Annotated in this window: 17 protein-coding genes; 16 read left to right on the top strand and 1 reads right to left on the bottom strand. The window is 38.4% G+C overall.

Annotated elements, in window-relative coordinates:
• Positions 1-411: 411 nt before the first annotated feature.
• The 5 genes from PGP85_RS03300 (at position 412) to pcp (ending at position 5516) form a co-directional block, all read left to right on the top strand.
• The gene (locus PGP85_RS03300; protein ID WP_270326106.1) at positions 412-1848 is read left to right on the top strand and encodes a cryptochrome/photolyase family protein; all 1437 of its coding nucleotides are present in this window, start codon (positions 412-414) and stop codon (positions 1846-1848) included.
• A gap of 414 nt (positions 1849-2262) precedes the next feature.
• Positions 2263-3039 (top strand): glutamate 5-kinase, encoded by a 777-nt coding sequence (gene proB / locus PGP85_RS03295; RefSeq protein ID WP_090405789.1) that lies wholly within the window; start codon positions 2263-2265, stop codon positions 3037-3039.
• A 170-nt stretch (positions 3040-3209) separates the two neighbouring features.
• Complete coding sequence (locus PGP85_RS03290; RefSeq protein WP_010742316.1) at positions 3210-3890, top strand: 5-oxoproline transporter, DUF969 family subunit; 681 nt, start codon at positions 3210-3212, stop codon at positions 3888-3890.
• A 12-nt stretch (positions 3891-3902) separates the two neighbouring features.
• The gene (locus tag PGP85_RS03285; protein ID WP_010742315.1) at positions 3903-4847 is read left to right on the top strand and encodes a DUF979 domain-containing protein; all 945 of its coding nucleotides are present in this window, start codon (positions 3903-3905) and stop codon (positions 4845-4847) included.
• Between the two features lie 24 nt (positions 4848-4871).
• Complete coding sequence (gene pcp, locus PGP85_RS03280) at positions 4872-5516, top strand: pyroglutamyl-peptidase I (RefSeq protein ID WP_090405787.1); 645 nt, start codon at positions 4872-4874, stop codon at positions 5514-5516.
• Positions 5517-5876: 360 nt separating this feature from the next.
• Here pcp and PGP85_RS03275 read toward each other — a convergent pair whose 3' ends face one another.
• The gene (locus PGP85_RS03275) at positions 5877-6524 is read right to left on the bottom strand and encodes a FusB/FusC family EF-G-binding protein (protein ID WP_270326104.1); all 648 of its coding nucleotides are present in this window, start codon (positions 6522-6524) and stop codon (positions 5877-5879) included.
• Positions 6525-6837: 313 nt separating this feature from the next.
• Between PGP85_RS03275 and PGP85_RS03270 the strand changes: the two genes are divergently transcribed.
• The 11 genes from PGP85_RS03270 (at position 6838) to PGP85_RS03220 (ending at position 17230) form a co-directional block, all read left to right on the top strand.
• On the top strand, positions 6838-7278 hold the full coding sequence (locus PGP85_RS03270; protein ID WP_251867622.1) for a MarR family winged helix-turn-helix transcriptional regulator: 441 nt from the start codon (positions 6838-6840) through the stop codon (positions 7276-7278).
• Between the two features lie 55 nt (positions 7279-7333).
• Entirely contained in the window at positions 7334-7819 is a 486-nt protein-coding gene (locus PGP85_RS03265) for a GNAT family N-acetyltransferase (protein WP_270326130.1), read from the top strand.
• Between the two features lie 162 nt (positions 7820-7981).
• Complete coding sequence (locus PGP85_RS03260) at positions 7982-8737, top strand: IclR family transcriptional regulator (RefSeq protein ID WP_270326100.1); 756 nt, start codon at positions 7982-7984, stop codon at positions 8735-8737.
• 289 nt (positions 8738-9026) lie between these two features.
• Positions 9027-9866 (top strand): 5-dehydro-4-deoxy-D-glucuronate isomerase, encoded by an 840-nt coding sequence (gene kduI / locus PGP85_RS03255; protein WP_270326099.1) that lies wholly within the window; start codon positions 9027-9029, stop codon positions 9864-9866.
• A gap of 21 nt (positions 9867-9887) precedes the next feature.
• The gene (locus PGP85_RS03250) at positions 9888-10676 is read left to right on the top strand and encodes a gluconate 5-dehydrogenase (protein ID WP_270326098.1); all 789 of its coding nucleotides are present in this window, start codon (positions 9888-9890) and stop codon (positions 10674-10676) included.
• Between the two features lie 61 nt (positions 10677-10737).
• Positions 10738-12474 (top strand): DUF2264 domain-containing protein, encoded by a 1737-nt coding sequence (locus tag PGP85_RS03245; RefSeq protein WP_270326128.1) that lies wholly within the window; start codon positions 10738-10740, stop codon positions 12472-12474.
• Entirely contained in the window at positions 12461-13291 is an 831-nt protein-coding gene (locus PGP85_RS03240) for a discoidin domain-containing protein (protein ID WP_270326097.1), read from the top strand. The genes PGP85_RS03245 and PGP85_RS03240 overlap by 14 nt, the downstream gene beginning before the upstream one ends.
• 48 nt (positions 13292-13339) lie before the next feature.
• Positions 13340-14500 (top strand): glycoside hydrolase family 88 protein, encoded by a 1161-nt coding sequence (locus tag PGP85_RS03235; RefSeq protein ID WP_270326096.1) that lies wholly within the window; start codon positions 13340-13342, stop codon positions 14498-14500.
• 197 nt (positions 14501-14697) lie between these two features.
• On the top strand, positions 14698-15624 hold the full coding sequence (locus PGP85_RS03230; RefSeq protein WP_270326095.1) for a PTS mannose/fructose/sorbose transporter subunit IIAB: 927 nt from the start codon (positions 14698-14700) through the stop codon (positions 15622-15624).
• An 18-nt stretch (positions 15625-15642) separates the two neighbouring features.
• Complete coding sequence (locus PGP85_RS03225) at positions 15643-16437, top strand: PTS mannose/fructose/sorbose/N-acetylgalactosamine transporter subunit IIC (protein ID WP_270326094.1); 795 nt, start codon at positions 15643-15645, stop codon at positions 16435-16437.
• Entirely contained in the window at positions 16430-17230 is an 801-nt protein-coding gene (locus PGP85_RS03220) for a PTS system mannose/fructose/sorbose family transporter subunit IID (protein ID WP_251867615.1), read from the top strand. The genes PGP85_RS03225 and PGP85_RS03220 overlap by 8 nt, the downstream gene beginning before the upstream one ends.
• Positions 17231-17243: the final 13 nt, after the last annotated feature.

Raw genomic sequence — 17243 nt, 5'->3', positions numbered from 1 at the left:
ATGGACTTTCTTTTTTTCTACTCAAAAATTCTATTTACACAAAATATTTTACGCTATCGGTCGTTCCTTCCTTTCGCTATTTCAAGAAGATATCTCCTGATTTAGAAGTCTTTTTATTATAAACAAAGAGTAGTCAAAAGCCTTTATTTTGAATTATTTAACAACCAACTGATATTTACTATCATATATATATGAATTGAACTACATTCACTAACATATATACTAGTAAAAGCTAGCCTTGTCAAATGGTCATTGAATAGCTGACAGGAGACCTCAGAAATGATTGCATACGAAGGGCTTTTGGAAATTTTCCATAATAATTTATGATCAATCCAAACCAATAAAATGCCTTTTCGATGATTATATGGTAGCTTCGAAGAGAATAGATATACAAAATGGGAGGTTTGTTTGATGCAGACAGTGGTATGGTTTCGACGTGATTTACGAATACAGGATAACAAGGGGCTCTATCATGCGTTTAAGGAGTTATCTGATAAGGACGAATTGATTCTGCTATTTCAGGTTAATCCGGAACAATTTATTGAAAATAGTGCAAATCATCAAGCCTTTTTCACAAGTGTGGCGTTTTTCAAGGAAAAAATTGATGAGAAAGCTCATCTTCAAATTCAGTACGGAAATCCCTTGGAGTTATTTAGCGAGCTTAAGAAAACTATGCCAGACTGGAATAAAATATATTTCAATGAAGATACTACCGGATATGGGGTTAAACGAGATCAGGCGGTAAAGAAATTTTTCGCTCAAAATGCTATCGAATATTTCTGCTATCAGGATCATTATCTGCACGGTGCAAAAGAAATCAAAAACCAGCAAGGAAATCCCTACAAAGTGTTTACCCCGTATTACAACCAATGGAAAGATATTCTTAAGGAAACACCAGTTAACGTCAAGTTCAAATCAGATTCAGTTTATTCAGAGATGCTATTTCCGCAGGACGAAAAGAAGTTTGAACAGTTAGTAGAAAATCTTCCAAAGCAAGCAAAAATTGGAGAAGATGCAGCCAAACGCCAATTGAAAAAGTTCGTCAAAAATTCAGTAGCTAACTATGAGCAGGCACGAGATATTCCAATCTTAGATCAAACCAGTCATTTATCACAGTATTTGCGAACAGGAGAACTTTCGATTCGGACTGTTTGGCAAGCACTGCAAGAAGAAACTGTCTCAAAAGGGCGCAGCACATTTCAAAAGGAACTGTGTTGGCGGGATTTCTATAACATGATTTATACGAATTTTCCAGATCAGAAAAAGCAACCTATTCAAGCGCAGTTTCGATTTATTGATTGGGAAAATGATGAAAAAAAGTTCAAGCTGTGGCAAGAAGGAAAAACGGGTTTTCCAATTGTAGATGCGGCGATGCGTCAACTGAACCAAACAGGTTGGATGCATAATCGTTTAAGAATGATCACAGCATCATTTTTAACTAAGGATCTGTTAATCGATTGGCGATGGGGAGAACGATATTTTCAACAGAAATTGAACGATTACGATCCTGCTAGCAATATCGGCGGGTGGCAATGGGCCGCCTCGACAGGAACAGATGCGGTACCTTATTTTCGGGTATTCAATCCCGCAACCCAATCACAAAAATTTGATCCACAAGGGAAATTCATCAAAAAATATGTGACAGAACTAGATAAAGTACCTGCGAAATTGATTCATCAGCCAGAAAAAATGACAAAGGAAGAGCAAGAAGAATACGGTGTGGTTTTAGATAAAGACTATCCAAAACCGATCGTTAATCACAAAGAAAGACGAAAACAGGCTATTTCAATGTATGAATCAAGCAAAGAGTATGCACGTGAAGTACAGTCATATGAAGCGAACGAATGAGTCTAAGAAACTGGGCTGCCTTTACTAAAAATAAGGGTGGTCCATTTTTTTGTAAAAATAACCGTCATTTTTCGGCTAGATGTTAGCGCTATTATTCACAGATGATCTTTTTAGTTATTTATCATTTCGATACCTGTTCTTTAAATTTTGAATATTAAATTAACTGTGTCTCAATTATTCAAGTTGAAATAACTAAATGAGTAAAATTTAATATTCTTCAAATTTTTGTTTATAACTGCAAAAAGACTGTTGGCATATAGAGCGTTTTGACGAAAGAGGATTTTGATTAAAAAAATAAAATATTTTCATGCGGACAAATTTGTGATATGATTAGCCAAAAATAATAAAAGTGCAATAAACGAATGGGGTTTTATTAAACCCTTGAGTTTGTTTTTTATAATTAAGGTGTAATGTATGAGAGAAGAAATAAAAAAAGCAACAGTCATCGTAATAAAGGTTGGAACGAGTTTATTAGTATCGCCAGAAACAGGAATTATTGAAACGGCTATTCCACAATTGGCTAGTGTGTTATCTGAATTGATTGCTATGGGTAAAAAGCCGATTTTGGTTTCTTCTGGAGCAGTTGGTGCTGGGGTTACTGAATTAGGAGAAGTCTCAAAACAGACTGCAGCGGCAGTTGGACAAGGGCTGTTAACCAGTTTATATGAAGAGGCATTTAACCAGCAAAATCAAAAAATCGGCCAGCTATTATTGAGCCGTGAAGTGTTGGATTTTCCAAAGAGCCAACAGGCATTTGTTCAAACCATCCATGAACTTCTAGATCATCAAATCTTACCGATCATCAATGAAAATGACGCGGTGACTGTAGATGAAGAGGGGCATGCGGCTAAGTTTGAGGATAATGATGAATTGTCGTTATTAGTGGCCGAAGCGGTTCAAGCCGATTTACTGGTTATGCTTTCGGATGTAAATGGCTTGTATTCAGCAAATCCTTTGTTTAATGAACAAGCAACGATGTTCCATCAATTGAGTGAGATCGATCAACGATTAATCGAGGAAGCTGAGCCACATAGTGGGACATTAAGCCGCGGCGGGATTCGCAGTAAGCTCAAGACAGCGACCGGTGCTTTGACAATGAACATTTCAATGGTATTAGCAAATGGGAAAAGCCCACGGATATTGTTCGATATTTTGGCTGGGCGCGAAGTTGGGACATTATTTAAAAAATAATGTCGAAACAAATCCAGTAGATAAAAATGCTAATCTGAAAAGTCAGAAAATTCAAAAAGCCGTAACAAATGTTATGGATAAACTTGATATTGGCAGGAATAGCAGAATAATTATATTAGCCATACTCGACTTCGGTCGATTTTGAATATACATAAGGAGGAAAATATTGTATGGAATTAGTTAAATTGATAGGTATTTTGATTGTTATTATCGGCTTTGCCTTAAAGTTAGATTCAATTCTAATCATCTTAGTGGCAGCAGTCGTTACAGCAATCACAGGTGGTTTAGGAGTGGAAGGATTGTTGACAACCTTGGGAACGAGTTTCGTTTCTAACCGCTCGATGGCGATTTTTATCTTGATCATGTTGGTTACCGGTACATTGGAACGAAATGGTTTGAAAGAATCGGCAGCGAAATTAATCGGAAAAATAAAAAATGCTTCTGCTGGAGCGGTCATCGGCGCTTATGGAATCATGCGTTCGATCTTTGCGGCTTTCAATATTAGTTTTGGCGGTGTGGCAGGTTTTGTCCGTCCGATCATTATGCCAATGGTTATTGGCTCAATTGAAGCCAAAGGCAAGGAACCTGAAGAAGATTATGTTGAAGAGTTAAAAGGGATGTCTTCAGGTATGGAAAATATCGCGTGGTTCTTCTTCCAAGTCTTATTTGTTGGCGGACCAGGTGCACTATTAGTACAAGCTACATTGAAGTCTTTAGGTTACGAATCAAGTTTGCTGGATTTAGCGAAGGTTGAAATTCCTGTTGCGTTATTTGCCGTCATCGTAGCGATTGTTTATTACTTCTTAAAAGACCGAAAATTATATAAAAAATACTACGGCAACGATCAATAGGGAGGAAAGCAAATGTCATTTTTTCTAAGTCATGAAGTTTTATTATCTGAGAAATTACTTGAAATCATTTATATTATTATGGGTGCTGTAGCGATTTATACCGGGATTAAAAATGCTCGTGATAAAAGCAATGCAACACCGATCGGAACAGCAATCTTTTGGTGTGCGTTAGGGATTGTGATGATGTTTGGTCGTTGGATTCCGCCGATGATCAATGGTGTATTAGTCATTATTATGACACTGCCGCCTATTTTCAAAAAGGTCAGCAAAGGCAAAGAGAATGCTCCGACCGAAGCAGTTACGAAAAAAATGGCTGATAAGATTGGTATGAAGATCTTTATTCCAGCATTGGCCATGGGAATCTTTGCAATTATTTTTGCCGTTTTTACACAATTAGGTGCTTTAGTCGGTGTGGGTGTCGGCGTTTTAGTTGCTATTGTCATTTTGATGATCTATTCTAATTCAAACAAACCGAAAGTTTTCTTGGACGATGCGGAACGTATGCTTTCAACGGTTGGCCCGTTAAGTATGCTGCCAATGCTATTGGCTAGCTTGGGTGCTATTTTTACAGCGGCAGGAGTCGGAGAGGTTATTTCTGACCTCGTAGCGAAAGTGATACCTAAGGGAAATGTAAATCTAGGAATTATTGTATTCGCAATTGGTATGATGTTGTTCACGATGATTATGGGAAATGCTTTTGCAGCAATCACTGTAATGACCGTTGGGATTGGAGCTCCGTTCGTCTTAGCCTATGGAGCCGATCCAGTGTTGATCGGAATGGTCGCGTTGACTTGCGGATATTGCGGAACTCTATGTACCCCAATGGCAGCGAACTTCAACATTGTGCCAGTGGCTATGCTGGAAATGAAAGATCGTTTTGGCGTAATCAAAAACCAGGCTGTACTAGCAGTAATCTTTTTAGTTTTCCAAATCTGCTATATGATTTTATTTAAATAGAAGAGTAAAAGAAAGGTGATAATAATGAAAGTATTAATAACCGGTTTTGATCCCTTTGGCGGGGCGGCAATCAATCCTGCTTATGAAGCAGTGAAATTATTGCCAGATACAATTGAAGGAGCAGAAATTCATAAATTGGAAATTCCGACTGTTTTCAAAAAAGATGGCGAAGTTCTAGCTAAGGCTATCGAAGAGCAACAGCCTGATATTGTTATTTGTGTCGGACAAGCAGGTGGACGTTCAGATATCTCAATTGAAAAAGTAGCTATTAATTTGATGGAAGCACGTATTCCTGACAACGAAAAACAACAACCATTAAATCAAGCAATTCATGATGATGGTGAGACAGCATATTTTGCGACGATTCCAGTTAAGGCAATGGTCAGCAAAGTAAAAGAAGCAGGGGTTCCGTCAAGTGTTTCATACACGGCTGGAACATTTGTCTGCAACGACATTATGTATCGCTTATTATATTTGGCCGATAAAGAGAATAAAGCTATTAAGGGTGGTTTTATCCACGTTCCTTACTTGCCAGAACAAGTTGTAGATCTGCCAGTTGGAACACCAAGTTTGCCAGTTGAAACAATTGCTAAAGGTTTAGCGGCTGCAGTGGCAGCAGCGATAACAACAGATGAAGATCATAATGTTTCGATGGGAACCATTATGTAGTTTGGTATAGAAAGGGAAGGTCGAGCATGAAATTATGCTTGATCTTTTTTCTTTTGAAGGATTTACCCATTACGCCAAAGGACTGGGTAAAATGAAAAACTATTGGTTTTATTACTATGGTAATAAAGTAGTGGCAAGGGATAGTTGTCATTGATGGAAAAGAATATAATTTCTATTCAGATGGACACTTGATTAAATAGATAGGGTAATTCTTCTACATCACGAAAAATAATGTAAAGTAAGTTGGTAACTATGAGTATCTTTCGGGATGTCACTAATGCAACAATCGATATGTTTAAACTGGCCCAATTACAGTTGTGTAATTGGGCCAGTTCTATTTGCATTAATATTTTCAATAACTTATTTCGTAACAGTCTCCCAAAAGCGTTCTAAGGTTTCTAATTGTGTTGTTTGTCGATTGCATTGATTGCTATCGGTACAGATATAGTTGCCCTTTTTGGTGTATGTGCCATCGCCAGAGGATTTAGTAGTCGCAAGGAAGAAGGCGACCGTACCGATTTGATTGCATATGGCGCAATGTCCTTTTTGAATATCCGTACTGAAACTTCCATAAACGCCAGTAAAGCGGCCATCTATTTTGCGTATCAAATATTTGCGATTGGTTCCACTATCATTCCAGCCTAAAAAGCTCAATTCACGAAAGTCGATCATTGGCATTTCTGGATACTGCATTTTTTTAACTTTTCGAAAACTTTTATCAATCTGTTTTGAGGAGGGAATATCCATAGGTATTACAAAACGTTTCATCTCTTCAAAAAGCTTTTCAAATTTTTCTCTCGTAAGACTAGTATCGAGAAATTGGCTCCAATAACCTTCTAATGATGGGTCTCGCCCAAAAATGTTTTCGGTCTTCCCTTTTATAAGTGATTGTAAAGTCGATAGAGTCAATTTATCGTTAACCGAATGGTAAGCACTGACAAGTTCGCTGATTTGCTGTTTGCAGTACCAATATTCATAAGGTTCTATAACTAATTTTTCTGTATTCATCATTTTCCTCATTTCTTTTCTTTGAGAAAAATCGATTTTTCGTCAAAGAACTAATCATTTAATCGAGCGCTATATAGTTCTTTAATCGTACGATACAAGATGATTTTTTCATCATGATCTCCTCCTAAAGCTGTGTGATTCACAACTTAGTAAGAATAAATGATTCTTCAAATTTTCACAAGTCTTTTTTCTTGTAAAGCTAAGTTATTAATGAAATCATTTCGTCGATTAAAATAGTTGATAAAGTAAACTAAATGTTTTATACTCAATTTAGTTGATAAAGTAAACTAAAATCGAAGGGTCGTGATACGAAGTGGATACCTATGACGTTCGAAAATTTAATCGGTATTATACAAGAATTTTAGGTGTATTCGATCAAAAGGTCTTTGATCTAGACTACTCAATGATTGAAATGCGAATTTTAGGAGAAATAGGGCGACACCCAAGTATTACTGCAAATGCATTAACGAAATGTTTAAACATAAAGAAAAGCTATTTAAGTCGAAAACTAAGTAAGCTAGAACGAGATAATTATATTTTTAAAGAAAAAAATCCTGACGACAGCAGAAGCTTACACCTTTACCTCACTGAAAAGGGTGTAGAATTGAACAAATACGTTGAAGATCAGTCGGACAGAAAAGTTCTAGAGCTTTTGGAGCCATTAGACAACAAAAGTTATAAAGAACTAGTCGCTGCGATGGCAACTATTGAGAAAATTTTATATAATGTTGTTCCAAATGAGCTAGAAGAATAGCACGAAAAACTTGTTGAAGTAAAATAATTTAAAGGAGTTGTTTTAATTGTCAGAAGTGAAAATTGTTCCATTTGAGGAAAAGTACACACAAGAGGTCGTTGACTTAATTATACCTATTCAAAGAAATGAATTTAATATTATGCTTAGCGTGGAGGACCAGCCGGATCTATTGAGAATCAAGGAAGAGTACATCGATACAGGCGGAAATTTTTGGGTTGCACTTTTTGAAGGCAAAGTAATTGGAACAATTGCTTTAGTGAAGCTGCAGAATCATTGTGGTGCGATCAAGAAGATGTTTGTTACTAAAGATTTTAGAGGTGAAAAACAAATTGGAAGAAAACTGTTGGATACACTGGTTTCCTATTGTAAAGAACAGGGTTATGAATATTTATATCTAGGGACAGTTGAAGTGTTAAAAGCGGCTCAAAAATTTTATAAGAAAAATGGGTTCGAATTGATTGAAAAAACAGAGATGCCAACGGATTATCATTTGATGGATGTTGATACAGTATTCTTTATTCGAGATTTGAGGAACGAATAAATTGCTATTTTTTTAAGTGAGCTGGGCAGCGATAATTTGCCTACTAGAGGAAAACTGAGATACCCGTTTGAGGTATCTTATTTTTCTCTCTATTGAAAAATGAGAATGAAGCGTTTATTCTTAGAGAAGGATTGCATAACATTAAATATAAAGGAGGTTCGTATGTCCGAGAAAAAAACTTATGGAACTGTACTGATAAAAGCCGCGAAAATAATGGATTTTTTAGCAGCTGCACCAGATCAGTCGTTGCAGGAGATTGCACAAGCAACGGAAATGACATCATCTACCACACTTAAAATTTTGGATACGTTAGTCTTGATCGATTATGTTCAAAAAAGTAAGGATAAGACGTATCGCTTAGGCATTAAGCTGATTCGTTATGCTAATAAGAGCATTGAGCAAATTGATTTATCAGAAATCACTTTACCTTATTTTGATAAACTCCAACAAACGATTGACGAGACGATTCATTTGGGTGTTTTGAATGAAAATGAAGTTTTGTACATCAACAAGTTGGATCCAAAAAATCAAACGATTCGAATGGCTTCGAAAGTCGGAATTACTCGTCCTCTTTATAATTCTGCTATGGGAAAGGCTATTCTGGCGGAGTTAACAGAAGCTGAAGTAGAGCAATACATAGCTACTCATAGTCTAGTTGCCTATACGGAACATACGATTACCGATTCCGCACGGTTGTTAAGTGAACTAGAGGCTATTCGTCAAACCGGGATTGCTTATGATGACGAAGAAGTTGAGCGCGATATTTTTTGCAGCGGCGTCACGCTAAAAAAAGGAAATGAGATCATAGGCGCCTTTAGTATCAGTATGCCAAAGTACCGAGTAACCGCAGAAAAAAAACAGTTAATCAATGAGAAAATTTTGGAAACAAAACGTCTAATTGAAAAAGACTTAGCCTAAAAAAGATTCAAATGCAATTTTCGACAATTGCATTTGGATTTTTTTTTGTTTTTAAATTTAAGAAAATTGAATATTAATTTTCTTGAAGAAAGTGTTTACATTTATTCTGAATATCGATATACTCTGAATGTAATTTCTTAAATGTAAATCAATATTTCCAAATAAGAAATTTAATGAGAGCGAGATTTTTTGAAGTGGCAGTACCTAAGGAGTTTAAAATCATACTGTCCTTTCAATCAAAGAGTTTACTGAACAAATCATAAAAATTTAAGAGATAGGAGCAAGTGTCATGCAAAAAATGGAAAATCGTTATAGTCATAGTCCGGAGGATATTCGTCATTATTCAACAGAACAATTACGAAAGGAATATTTGGTCGAGCACATTTTTGTTCCAGGAGAAATTTGTTTGACTTATACCCATCATGATCGAATGATTTTTGGTGGAATTACTCCAACTGATACACCATTGGAGGTTACGTTGGCACAAGAATTGGGAGTGACCTATTTTCTAGAGCGGCGGGAGTTGGGAGTCATCAACATTGGCGGACCGGGTATGATTCAAATCGATGGTCAAAAAGAAATCATGAAAAAGCAAGACGGTTATTATATCGGCAAGGAAACGAAAGAAGTTATTTTTTCTTCTGAAGATCCAGCTAATCCAGCTAAATTTTATATCAGTTCTACACCGGCACATCACAAATACCCAAACGTAAAAATCAGTATTGACGAAGTAGTACCTTTAGAAGCAGGGGAAAATCTGACATTAAATGAACGTAAAATCTATCAGTATATTCACCCAAATGTTTGTGACAGTTGTCAGCTTCAAATGGGATATACGATTTTGGAACCAGGAAGTGCTTGGAACACGATGCCTTGTCACACTCATAAACGTCGGATGGAAACATATGTCTATTTTGATATGTTGGAAGATACTGGTGTCTTTCATATGATGGGCAAGCCAGATGAAACAAAACATTTGGTAGTGAGTAACGAACAAGCGGTAATTTCGCCTAGCTGGTCGATTCATTCAGGAGTTGGGACTAGCAATTATTCGTTTATTTGGTCGATGTGCGGAGAGAACATTACCTATTCCGACATGGATATGATTTCAATGGATCAACTTAAATAAGAGAAAAGCGTGGGGGAAAAGATGGATTTTACAATGAATGATTTTCGTTTAGACGGCAAAGTGGTTTTAGTGACGGGAGCAGTATATGGAATCGGTTTTGAAATTGCCTGTTCTTTAGCTGAAGCAGGCGCACGGATCGTATTTAACAACTTAACTCAAGAATCAGTAGATTTGGGAATTGATAATTATAAGAAAGCGGGGATAGAAGCGAAGGGATATATTTGTGATGTTACAAATGAACAGCAGGTACAGTCACTAGTCGAGAAGATTAAATTGGAAGTCGGATCAGTCGATATCTTAGTTAACAACGCGGGTATTATCAAACGAACGCCAATGATCGAAATGGAAGCAGTTGATTTTCGCCAAGTTATCGATGTGGACTTAACCGCGCCTTTTATTATGGCAAAGGCTGTTTTACCAGAGATGATCAAAAAAGGCGGGGGAAAAATCATTAATATTTGTTCCATGATGAGCGAGTTAGGGCGTGAGACTGTTAGCGCATATGCAGCGGCCAAAGGCGGGTTGAAAATGCTGACGAAAAATATCGCCTCTGAATATGGACAATACAATATTCAATGTAATGGTATCGGGCCGGGCTACATCGAAACGCCGCAAACCGCACCATTACGCGAACCAGGACACCCATTCAATGAATTCATCTTGGGCCGAACGCCAGCTAATCGTTGGGGAGAAACCGCGGACTTAGCAGGTCCTGCAGTTTTCCTTGCTTCAAAAGCTTCAGATTTTGTGAATGGTCATATCCTTTATGTGGATGGCGGAATCTTGGCTTATCTTGGAAAACAGCCTTAAATAGAAAGCATGCGAAACGTTAAATTTTCAGCAATAAAACTCCGAAAGGTATTTCTTGGATATGATCGAAAAGAATGATTTTTTGTCAAAGCTAGATTATCAAGCCGCGTTGGAGAAGTTGATTCAACCATTACGCGCCAGTCTTATGCAGACAACAAAAGCTGGAATAAAAGTTGGCGGAAGCGGATCAGTTTATGATCAGCGACATGCGGAAATGGAAGCATTTATCCGTCCACTCTGGGGGCTTGCTCCCTATTGGACCGAAAAAAAAGAGGATGACTTGCGAGACAGCTATGTTGCGAATCTTATCAAAGGAACCGATCCAGCAAGTGAGAATTATTGGGGAGAGATAGAAGATTACGATCAATATATTGTTGAAATGGCGGCGCTGTCACTGACCTTATTGTTACATCAGGAGTATGTATGGTCGGAGTTAACGAAGGCGGAACAGCAAAATGTGATTAATTGGATGAAACAAGCGCTTGAACACAAAATTCCTAAAAATAATTGGACTTTCTTTAAAGTGTTGATTCAAGTCGCTTTATACCATTGCGGTGAGGCATTAGATCGTGAGTTATTACTTAGCCATTTGAAATTGATTGATGGAATGTACTTAGCAGACGGCTGTTATTTTGATGGTAAGAAGACACAAAAAGACTATTATATTCCTTTTGCTTTTCATTTTTATGGGTTGATAGTTGCTGTCTTTTTGAAAGAGGAAGAGCCGGACTGGTCACAAAAATTCATTGAACGGGCTACACTATTTGCCCAAACATTTATTTATTATTTTGATGCGGCTGGTGAAGCAGTCCCTTACGGTAGAAGCGCGACTTATCGGTTTGCTCAAGGAGCGTTTTTCTCGGCATTAGTATTTGCGGAGGTGGAGGCAATTCCTTGGGGACAGATGAAAATGCTTTTGTCCAATCATATGAAAAATTGGTTTGCTAAAGATATCTTCACCTTTGACGGTCGGTTGTCAATTGGTTACCACTATGAAAATTTAGTGATTGCTGAAGGGTATAACGCACCCGGATCGCCATATTGGGCATTAAAAATATTTTTGCTGTTAGCAACAAAAAATTCGCATCCGTTTTGGCAGGCCGAACCTGAACCCATCACTAAGAAGCCAAAAATGCTGACAAAAGAAGGAAACATGCTGCTTATTCAAGCAAAAAGCGGTCAGCATGTACTTGGCTTTCCAGCTGGACTGATGATTGAAGGGCAGGCGCACGCTGAAGCGAAATATAGCAAATTTGTTTATTCTACTAGGTTTGGTTTCAGTGTGCCCAAAGCCGGTGTTAGTTATGAGGAAGGCGCATTTGATAATGTATTGGCGGTTTCGATAGATGGTCAGTATTTCCGACCCAAAAGGAACGTTCGAGACTATTTTATGAGTGAGGAAAAGATTGTTTATAACTGGGCACCATTTGAAAATGTTCAGATCGAAACAACTATTTTTCCGTTAGGTGAATGGCATGTGCGGATTCATGAAATCACAACGGCAGTCTCACTGGATCTTCGAGAAGGCGGCTTTAGTTTGCCCTTAATCAATAGAAAGGCAAATGCAACAGTGACTGATAGGACCGTTAAGATCAAATCTGATCGGTTAACTTCTACGATGGTCGCAATTGAAGGATATGCTCAGGCAGAAATCGTTCAACCAGAAGCGAATACGTCATTATTTTTTCCACGAACGAGCTTACCCTATTTGGCCCAAAAAATTATGCCTGGAACCCATCGGCTGATTTGTTTAGTCGGTGGTTGTTACGAGGAGGAAACAATACATGATAAAGATTGAACTTAGAAACAAAGACAATCAGTTAATTCAAGGGAAAATTGATCACGAAAAGGTTACGCAAACTTATCAGGTAGTAGGAAAAGATCTAGCGGTGTTGGCCATTAAGGACTATCTGTATCAACCTGGCGATAAGCTTGTGATTACGAGTAAACAGGCGAATCAATACCTAATGGTTCAGTTGGATGAAACATTGGTGCCATCACTGATTTATCTTGCTGGTACGCAGTGGGAGTACCAGCTGCCACATAAACAAATGGAAAAGAAAGCGGCGATTGAAACGAGCTTCTCGTCAAAACGTCATCACCTAATGGTTCGCGAGGCCTATCCCTTTGAAATCATGCAATATCAAAATCTTTCAATCAATTCTCACGATCAGAAGGAATCAACGGGAGCCTATCCTCACGCGACAGCAAACGTGGAAACTCGAGATGAAGCAATCTTTTACGCAAAAAATGCCATCGATGGCAAATATGGAAATTATTCACACGGCTCTTATCCGTTTACTTCGTGGGGAATCAATCAACAAGAGGATGCCGAACTGACGATTGAGTTTGGGCGAGAAGTACGGGTTGATTGGGTACGTCTATTATTTAGAGGAGATTATCCTCACGACAGTTATTGGACGAACGTGACAATAGAATTTTCTGATGGAAATAATCTCTGCGTACCTACGATTAAATCTTTAGAATTTCAAAATGTTAAATTTCCTTTGAAAAAGACCACCAGCCTGACTTTAAAAAATCTGCGAAAAGCTTCGGACGAATCACCATTCCCAGCTTTGACCCAAATCGAAGTTTTTGGATTGAACCAAATTTAATCAGTAAATATGGAGAAATTAAAAACGAGTACAACGAAAGGAGCCGTAATGACAATTGAAGAAAAGAAGGCACGTTTGCTTAGTTTGAGCGAAAAGGTGACTGAAGAATGGCTGAAAGAACAAATGGACTACTGCATTCAAAAAATAGAGCAGAATATGGATCGTTTTGGAACAAAATTTCCATCGGCCTGTGCAACTAATGGGCGCTATCGAATTAAAGAAAATGATGATTGGACCAATGGGTTTTGGACCGGCATGCTTTGGCTGGCGTATGAATGGACTGGAAAAGAAAAATTTTTGATCATCGCAATGGAGAATATCCAGAGTTTTAAGGAGCGGCTGGACACCCATTTTGTATTAGATCATCATGATATTGGTTTTTTGTACAGCTTATCCGCAGGAGCTGGTTATAAGGTTACAATGAATGACCTGTGTAGAGAAGAATTATTAGCAGCAGCCGATGTCTTATTAGCTCGATTCCAAGAACGAGGAAGTTTTATTCAAGCTTGGGGAAAGTATGGCGATCCAAAAGAATATCGTCTGATTATAGATTCGTTGATCAATTTGCCCTTACTCTTTGAATCAACGGATCTTTCTGGCAATACATGCTATCGCGAGGCCGCTCTGAAACATTATCAAACAGTATTGCAGACGGTTATCCGCGAAGACGCGACTACCTATCACACATATTATTTTGATCCTGAAACAGGAAATCCTAGTTATGGTGCTACACATCAAGGCCACAGCGATAACTCAATTTGGGCTCGCGGACAAAGCTGGGCCATTTTGGGAATCCCATTGAATCAAAATTTTCTGCCAACGCCTTTTCCTGAAAATTATGGAGCGATCGTGGATGTTTTCATTGAACATTTGCCCGAGGATTTAGTCCCGTATTGGGATTTTGACTTTAATGACCAAAATCCATCAGATAAAGATAGTTCTGCCTTGGCTATTGCGATTTGCGGTTTACTAGAAGCTTCGATAAATCAAGCCTATCCCCAAGCAAAATTACTGGCACAGGGTATGATTTATCAATTGGGGGAATACTATTCAACAAAGGGCATGGAAAATAATGAAGGGCTGCTTTTACATGGGGTTTATGCTCATGCAGAAGGAAAAGGCATTGATGAACCAAATCTGTGGGGCGATTACTTCTATCTGCAGGCTTTGATGTGTTTATTGAATCCAAACTGGACGCGATACCTTTAAGAGTGATCTTAAATAGAAGGGAAATTAGCGATGCTGCTTACTTTGGACTAATATTGAAGGTTTTTCGATCTTTTTGAGGCGATAAAGATTTGGCTGGTTTACAAAATGAAAGCGTCACCTTCGAAACAAGCTCAAAGTTCAGTTGTTCGGGCATCAAGTTAACATAAAAATTAAAACACTATTTAGGAGGGAAATGAATGAGAAACATCGTATTGATCAGTCACGGTGGGATGGCCGATGGCGTGAAGGCTAGTCTAGAGATGATCGTTGGTAAACAAGAGCATGTTCATACCGTGTCATTAAAACCAGATGGAGATAATTTGCAGTTTTCTGATGATCTAGAGGATAAAATGAAAACCCTTAACGGTCCCGTTTTGATTCTTGCGGATTTATTAGGCGGGACGCCTTGCAACGTGGCACTAAAGAATTATTTAGAAGATGAACAGGTGGAGATAATCGCAGGAATGTCTCTGCCGCTAGTCATAGAAGCGGTGGTTAACCAAGCAGCAACAGTCCAAGAATTACTTCACTCAACAGTCTGTCAGGCATCTGACGTGAAAGCAAAGATGGCACAGAAAGACGATAATACGACAGGAGCAACGACGGAAGTAAATCTTGCGGATTATCAGCAATTTGCCGGTAAAGCGAATATCATTAACACTCGAATTGATGAGCGCTTGATTCATGGTCAAGTGGCTGGAATTTGGACAACCAGTTTGAATGTACAACGAATTATCGTGGTGAATGATGAGGCTGCTAGTGATCCATTGCAGAAAACCTCTTTACGAATGGCTGCGCCAACTTCGATGCGGTTATCTGTTTTATCAGTCGAGAATGCCGTTAAATATATTCAAGCTGGAAAGTATGGCAATCAACGAATCTTCTTGTTGTTCAAAAATCCAACCGATGTCCTTGATTATTTAGAGGCTGGCGGTCAGCTTGATTCTGTCAATGTCGGCAATATGAGCTATAAAGAAGGGGCGATTGAAGTGACCAAAAGTATCCAGGTAATGGAGCAGGAAGTCACTGTTTTTGAAAAAATAGCCGATAAAAGTGTGAAGTTAACTGCTCAATTGGTACCAAATGAGCCAGCAATAGATTTTATGAAGAAACTAAGAGGTTAATTAAGGAGGAAACGTATTATGCACATAGCCGCATATCAAATTATTTTAATTACTATTTATGCATTTATCGCAATTAATGATTCACTTATCTCTAATACTCTAACGCAACCGACGATTGCTGGAATGATTGCCGGCATGATCATGGGGGATCTTAAAACGGGTTTGATGGTCGGAGGGACTTTACAATTGATGCGCTTAGGAATCGCTGCTTTTGGTGGTGCATCTGTTCCAGATTATTTTACAGGAGCTGTTTTGGGAACGGCTTTTGCGGTTATTTCTGGAAAAGGCGCAGAATATGGAATCGGTCTAGCGGTACCGGTCTCCCTTTTGATGCTGCAATTAGATGTGGTAGCTCGATTCTGCAATGTTTATCTATTACATGCCATTGACAAAGCGATTGATCAGATGAAGCTTAATCGAATTCCGCGGCTGGTTTTGTCTGGTTCGCTGCTTTGGGGATTGTCGCGAGCGATTCCGATTTTACTGATGCTTTTAGTTGGTGATGCGGCTGTTACTACAATTACTGAAAATATGCCCGAATGGCTGATGAATGGGTTGCGGACTGCGGGAGGCGTTATGCCCGTTGTAGGTGTAGGAATCCTATTACATTATTTACCAACGAAACAATACATTCCATATTTATTGTTGGGTTTCTTTTTGGCAGCATATCTGCAAGTACCGATGTTAGGTATTTCGATTATTGGAGTTGTTGCTGCGATGATCGTTTTTAAACGAGACAGTGAAAAGATATCTCAAGTCCAAAACGTGACAACAACTGGGACCTTTGAAGGGGGATTTAGCGGCGATGAATAATAAAAAAATTACAAAAAAAGAGTTGAATGCCATTAGCTGGCGGTTTATTTTAGGAAGCCAATTAAACTGGAATTACGAGCGAATGATGAGCTCTGGCTACTTATATGGTATTCTTCCTGTTTTGAAAAAATTTTATGGTCATGATGAGAAGCAACTGCAAGTGATGCTGCAAACACATAATCAATTTTTCAATACGAATGCTATTTTTGGCAATTTGATCATGGGAATTGATGTTGCAATTGAGGAAGAGGATGGTTATAAGGCCAAAGATACGATTGTGGCGCTAAAGACTGCTTTGATGGGTTCTTTAGCAGGCGTTGGTGATTCCTTGTTTCATGTTATTTGGGGAACGATTTTCGGTTCGATTGCCGGAACCTTAGCTCAGAACGGTTCAACAGTCGGGTGTGTGATCTGGATTATCGCTAATATTGCTTTATTGTTTGGGCGAGCGGCTTTATTGCCCTTGGGTTATAAACAAGGGGTAAAGCTGGTGACCACCCTAAAGGATCAGTTATCTGCCTTTACGAATGCGGCAACTGTTTTGGGAGTTACGGTTATTGGGGCTTTAGTTCCTTCAGTTGTGAAAGCAACAGTGCCCTTTGTCTATAAAAAAGATGGGGTTGAATTAGTTTTTCAAGACACTTTAGATGCAATATTGCCTGCGTTAGTCCCAGTTTTACTAGTCTTGTTGACGTACTGGATGTTAGGTCAGAAAAAACTAAATTCAACTCGAGTGATTTGGATTATTTTGCTTCTTTCAATCGTATTAAGTGCTTTCGGAATCTTGGCATAATCAACAAATAGGA

The sequence above is a fragment of the Enterococcus malodoratus genome (assembly GCF_027659535.1).
GTDB lineage: Bacteria > Bacillota > Bacilli > Lactobacillales > Enterococcaceae > Enterococcus_A > Enterococcus_A malodoratus.
This window is presented reverse-complemented; position numbering and strand designations above follow the sequence as displayed.

Coding starts and splice junctions, on each gene's coding strand:
- PGP85_RS03300 (WP_270326106.1), top strand. CDS start 412: ATGCAGACAGTGGTATGGTTTCGACGTGATTTACGAATACAGGATAAC.
- proB (WP_090405789.1), top strand. CDS start 2,263: ATGAGAGAAGAAATAAAAAAAGCAACAGTCATCGTAATAAAGGTTGGA.
- PGP85_RS03290 (WP_010742316.1), top strand. CDS start 3,210: ATGGAATTAGTTAAATTGATAGGTATTTTGATTGTTATTATCGGCTTT.
- PGP85_RS03285 (WP_010742315.1), top strand. CDS start 3,903: ATGTCATTTTTTCTAAGTCATGAAGTTTTATTATCTGAGAAATTACTT.
- pcp (WP_090405787.1), top strand. CDS start 4,872: ATGAAAGTATTAATAACCGGTTTTGATCCCTTTGGCGGGGCGGCAATC.
- PGP85_RS03275 (WP_270326104.1), bottom strand. CDS start 6,524: ATGAATACAGAAAAATTAGTTATAGAACCTTATGAATATTGGTACTGC.
- PGP85_RS03260 (WP_270326100.1), top strand. CDS start 7,982: ATGTCCGAGAAAAAAACTTATGGAACTGTACTGATAAAAGCCGCGAAA.
- kduI (WP_270326099.1), top strand. CDS start 9,027: ATGCAAAAAATGGAAAATCGTTATAGTCATAGTCCGGAGGATATTCGT.
- PGP85_RS03250 (WP_270326098.1), top strand. CDS start 9,888: ATGGATTTTACAATGAATGATTTTCGTTTAGACGGCAAAGTGGTTTTA.
- PGP85_RS03245 (WP_270326128.1), top strand. CDS start 10,738: ATGATCGAAAAGAATGATTTTTTGTCAAAGCTAGATTATCAAGCCGCG.
- PGP85_RS03240 (WP_270326097.1), top strand. CDS start 12,461: ATGATAAAGATTGAACTTAGAAACAAAGACAATCAGTTAATTCAAGGG.
- PGP85_RS03235 (WP_270326096.1), top strand. CDS start 13,340: ATGACAATTGAAGAAAAGAAGGCACGTTTGCTTAGTTTGAGCGAAAAG.
- PGP85_RS03230 (WP_270326095.1), top strand. CDS start 14,698: ATGAGAAACATCGTATTGATCAGTCACGGTGGGATGGCCGATGGCGTG.
- PGP85_RS03225 (WP_270326094.1), top strand. CDS start 15,643: ATGCACATAGCCGCATATCAAATTATTTTAATTACTATTTATGCATTT.
- PGP85_RS03220 (WP_251867615.1), top strand. CDS start 16,430: ATGAATAATAAAAAAATTACAAAAAAAGAGTTGAATGCCATTAGCTGG.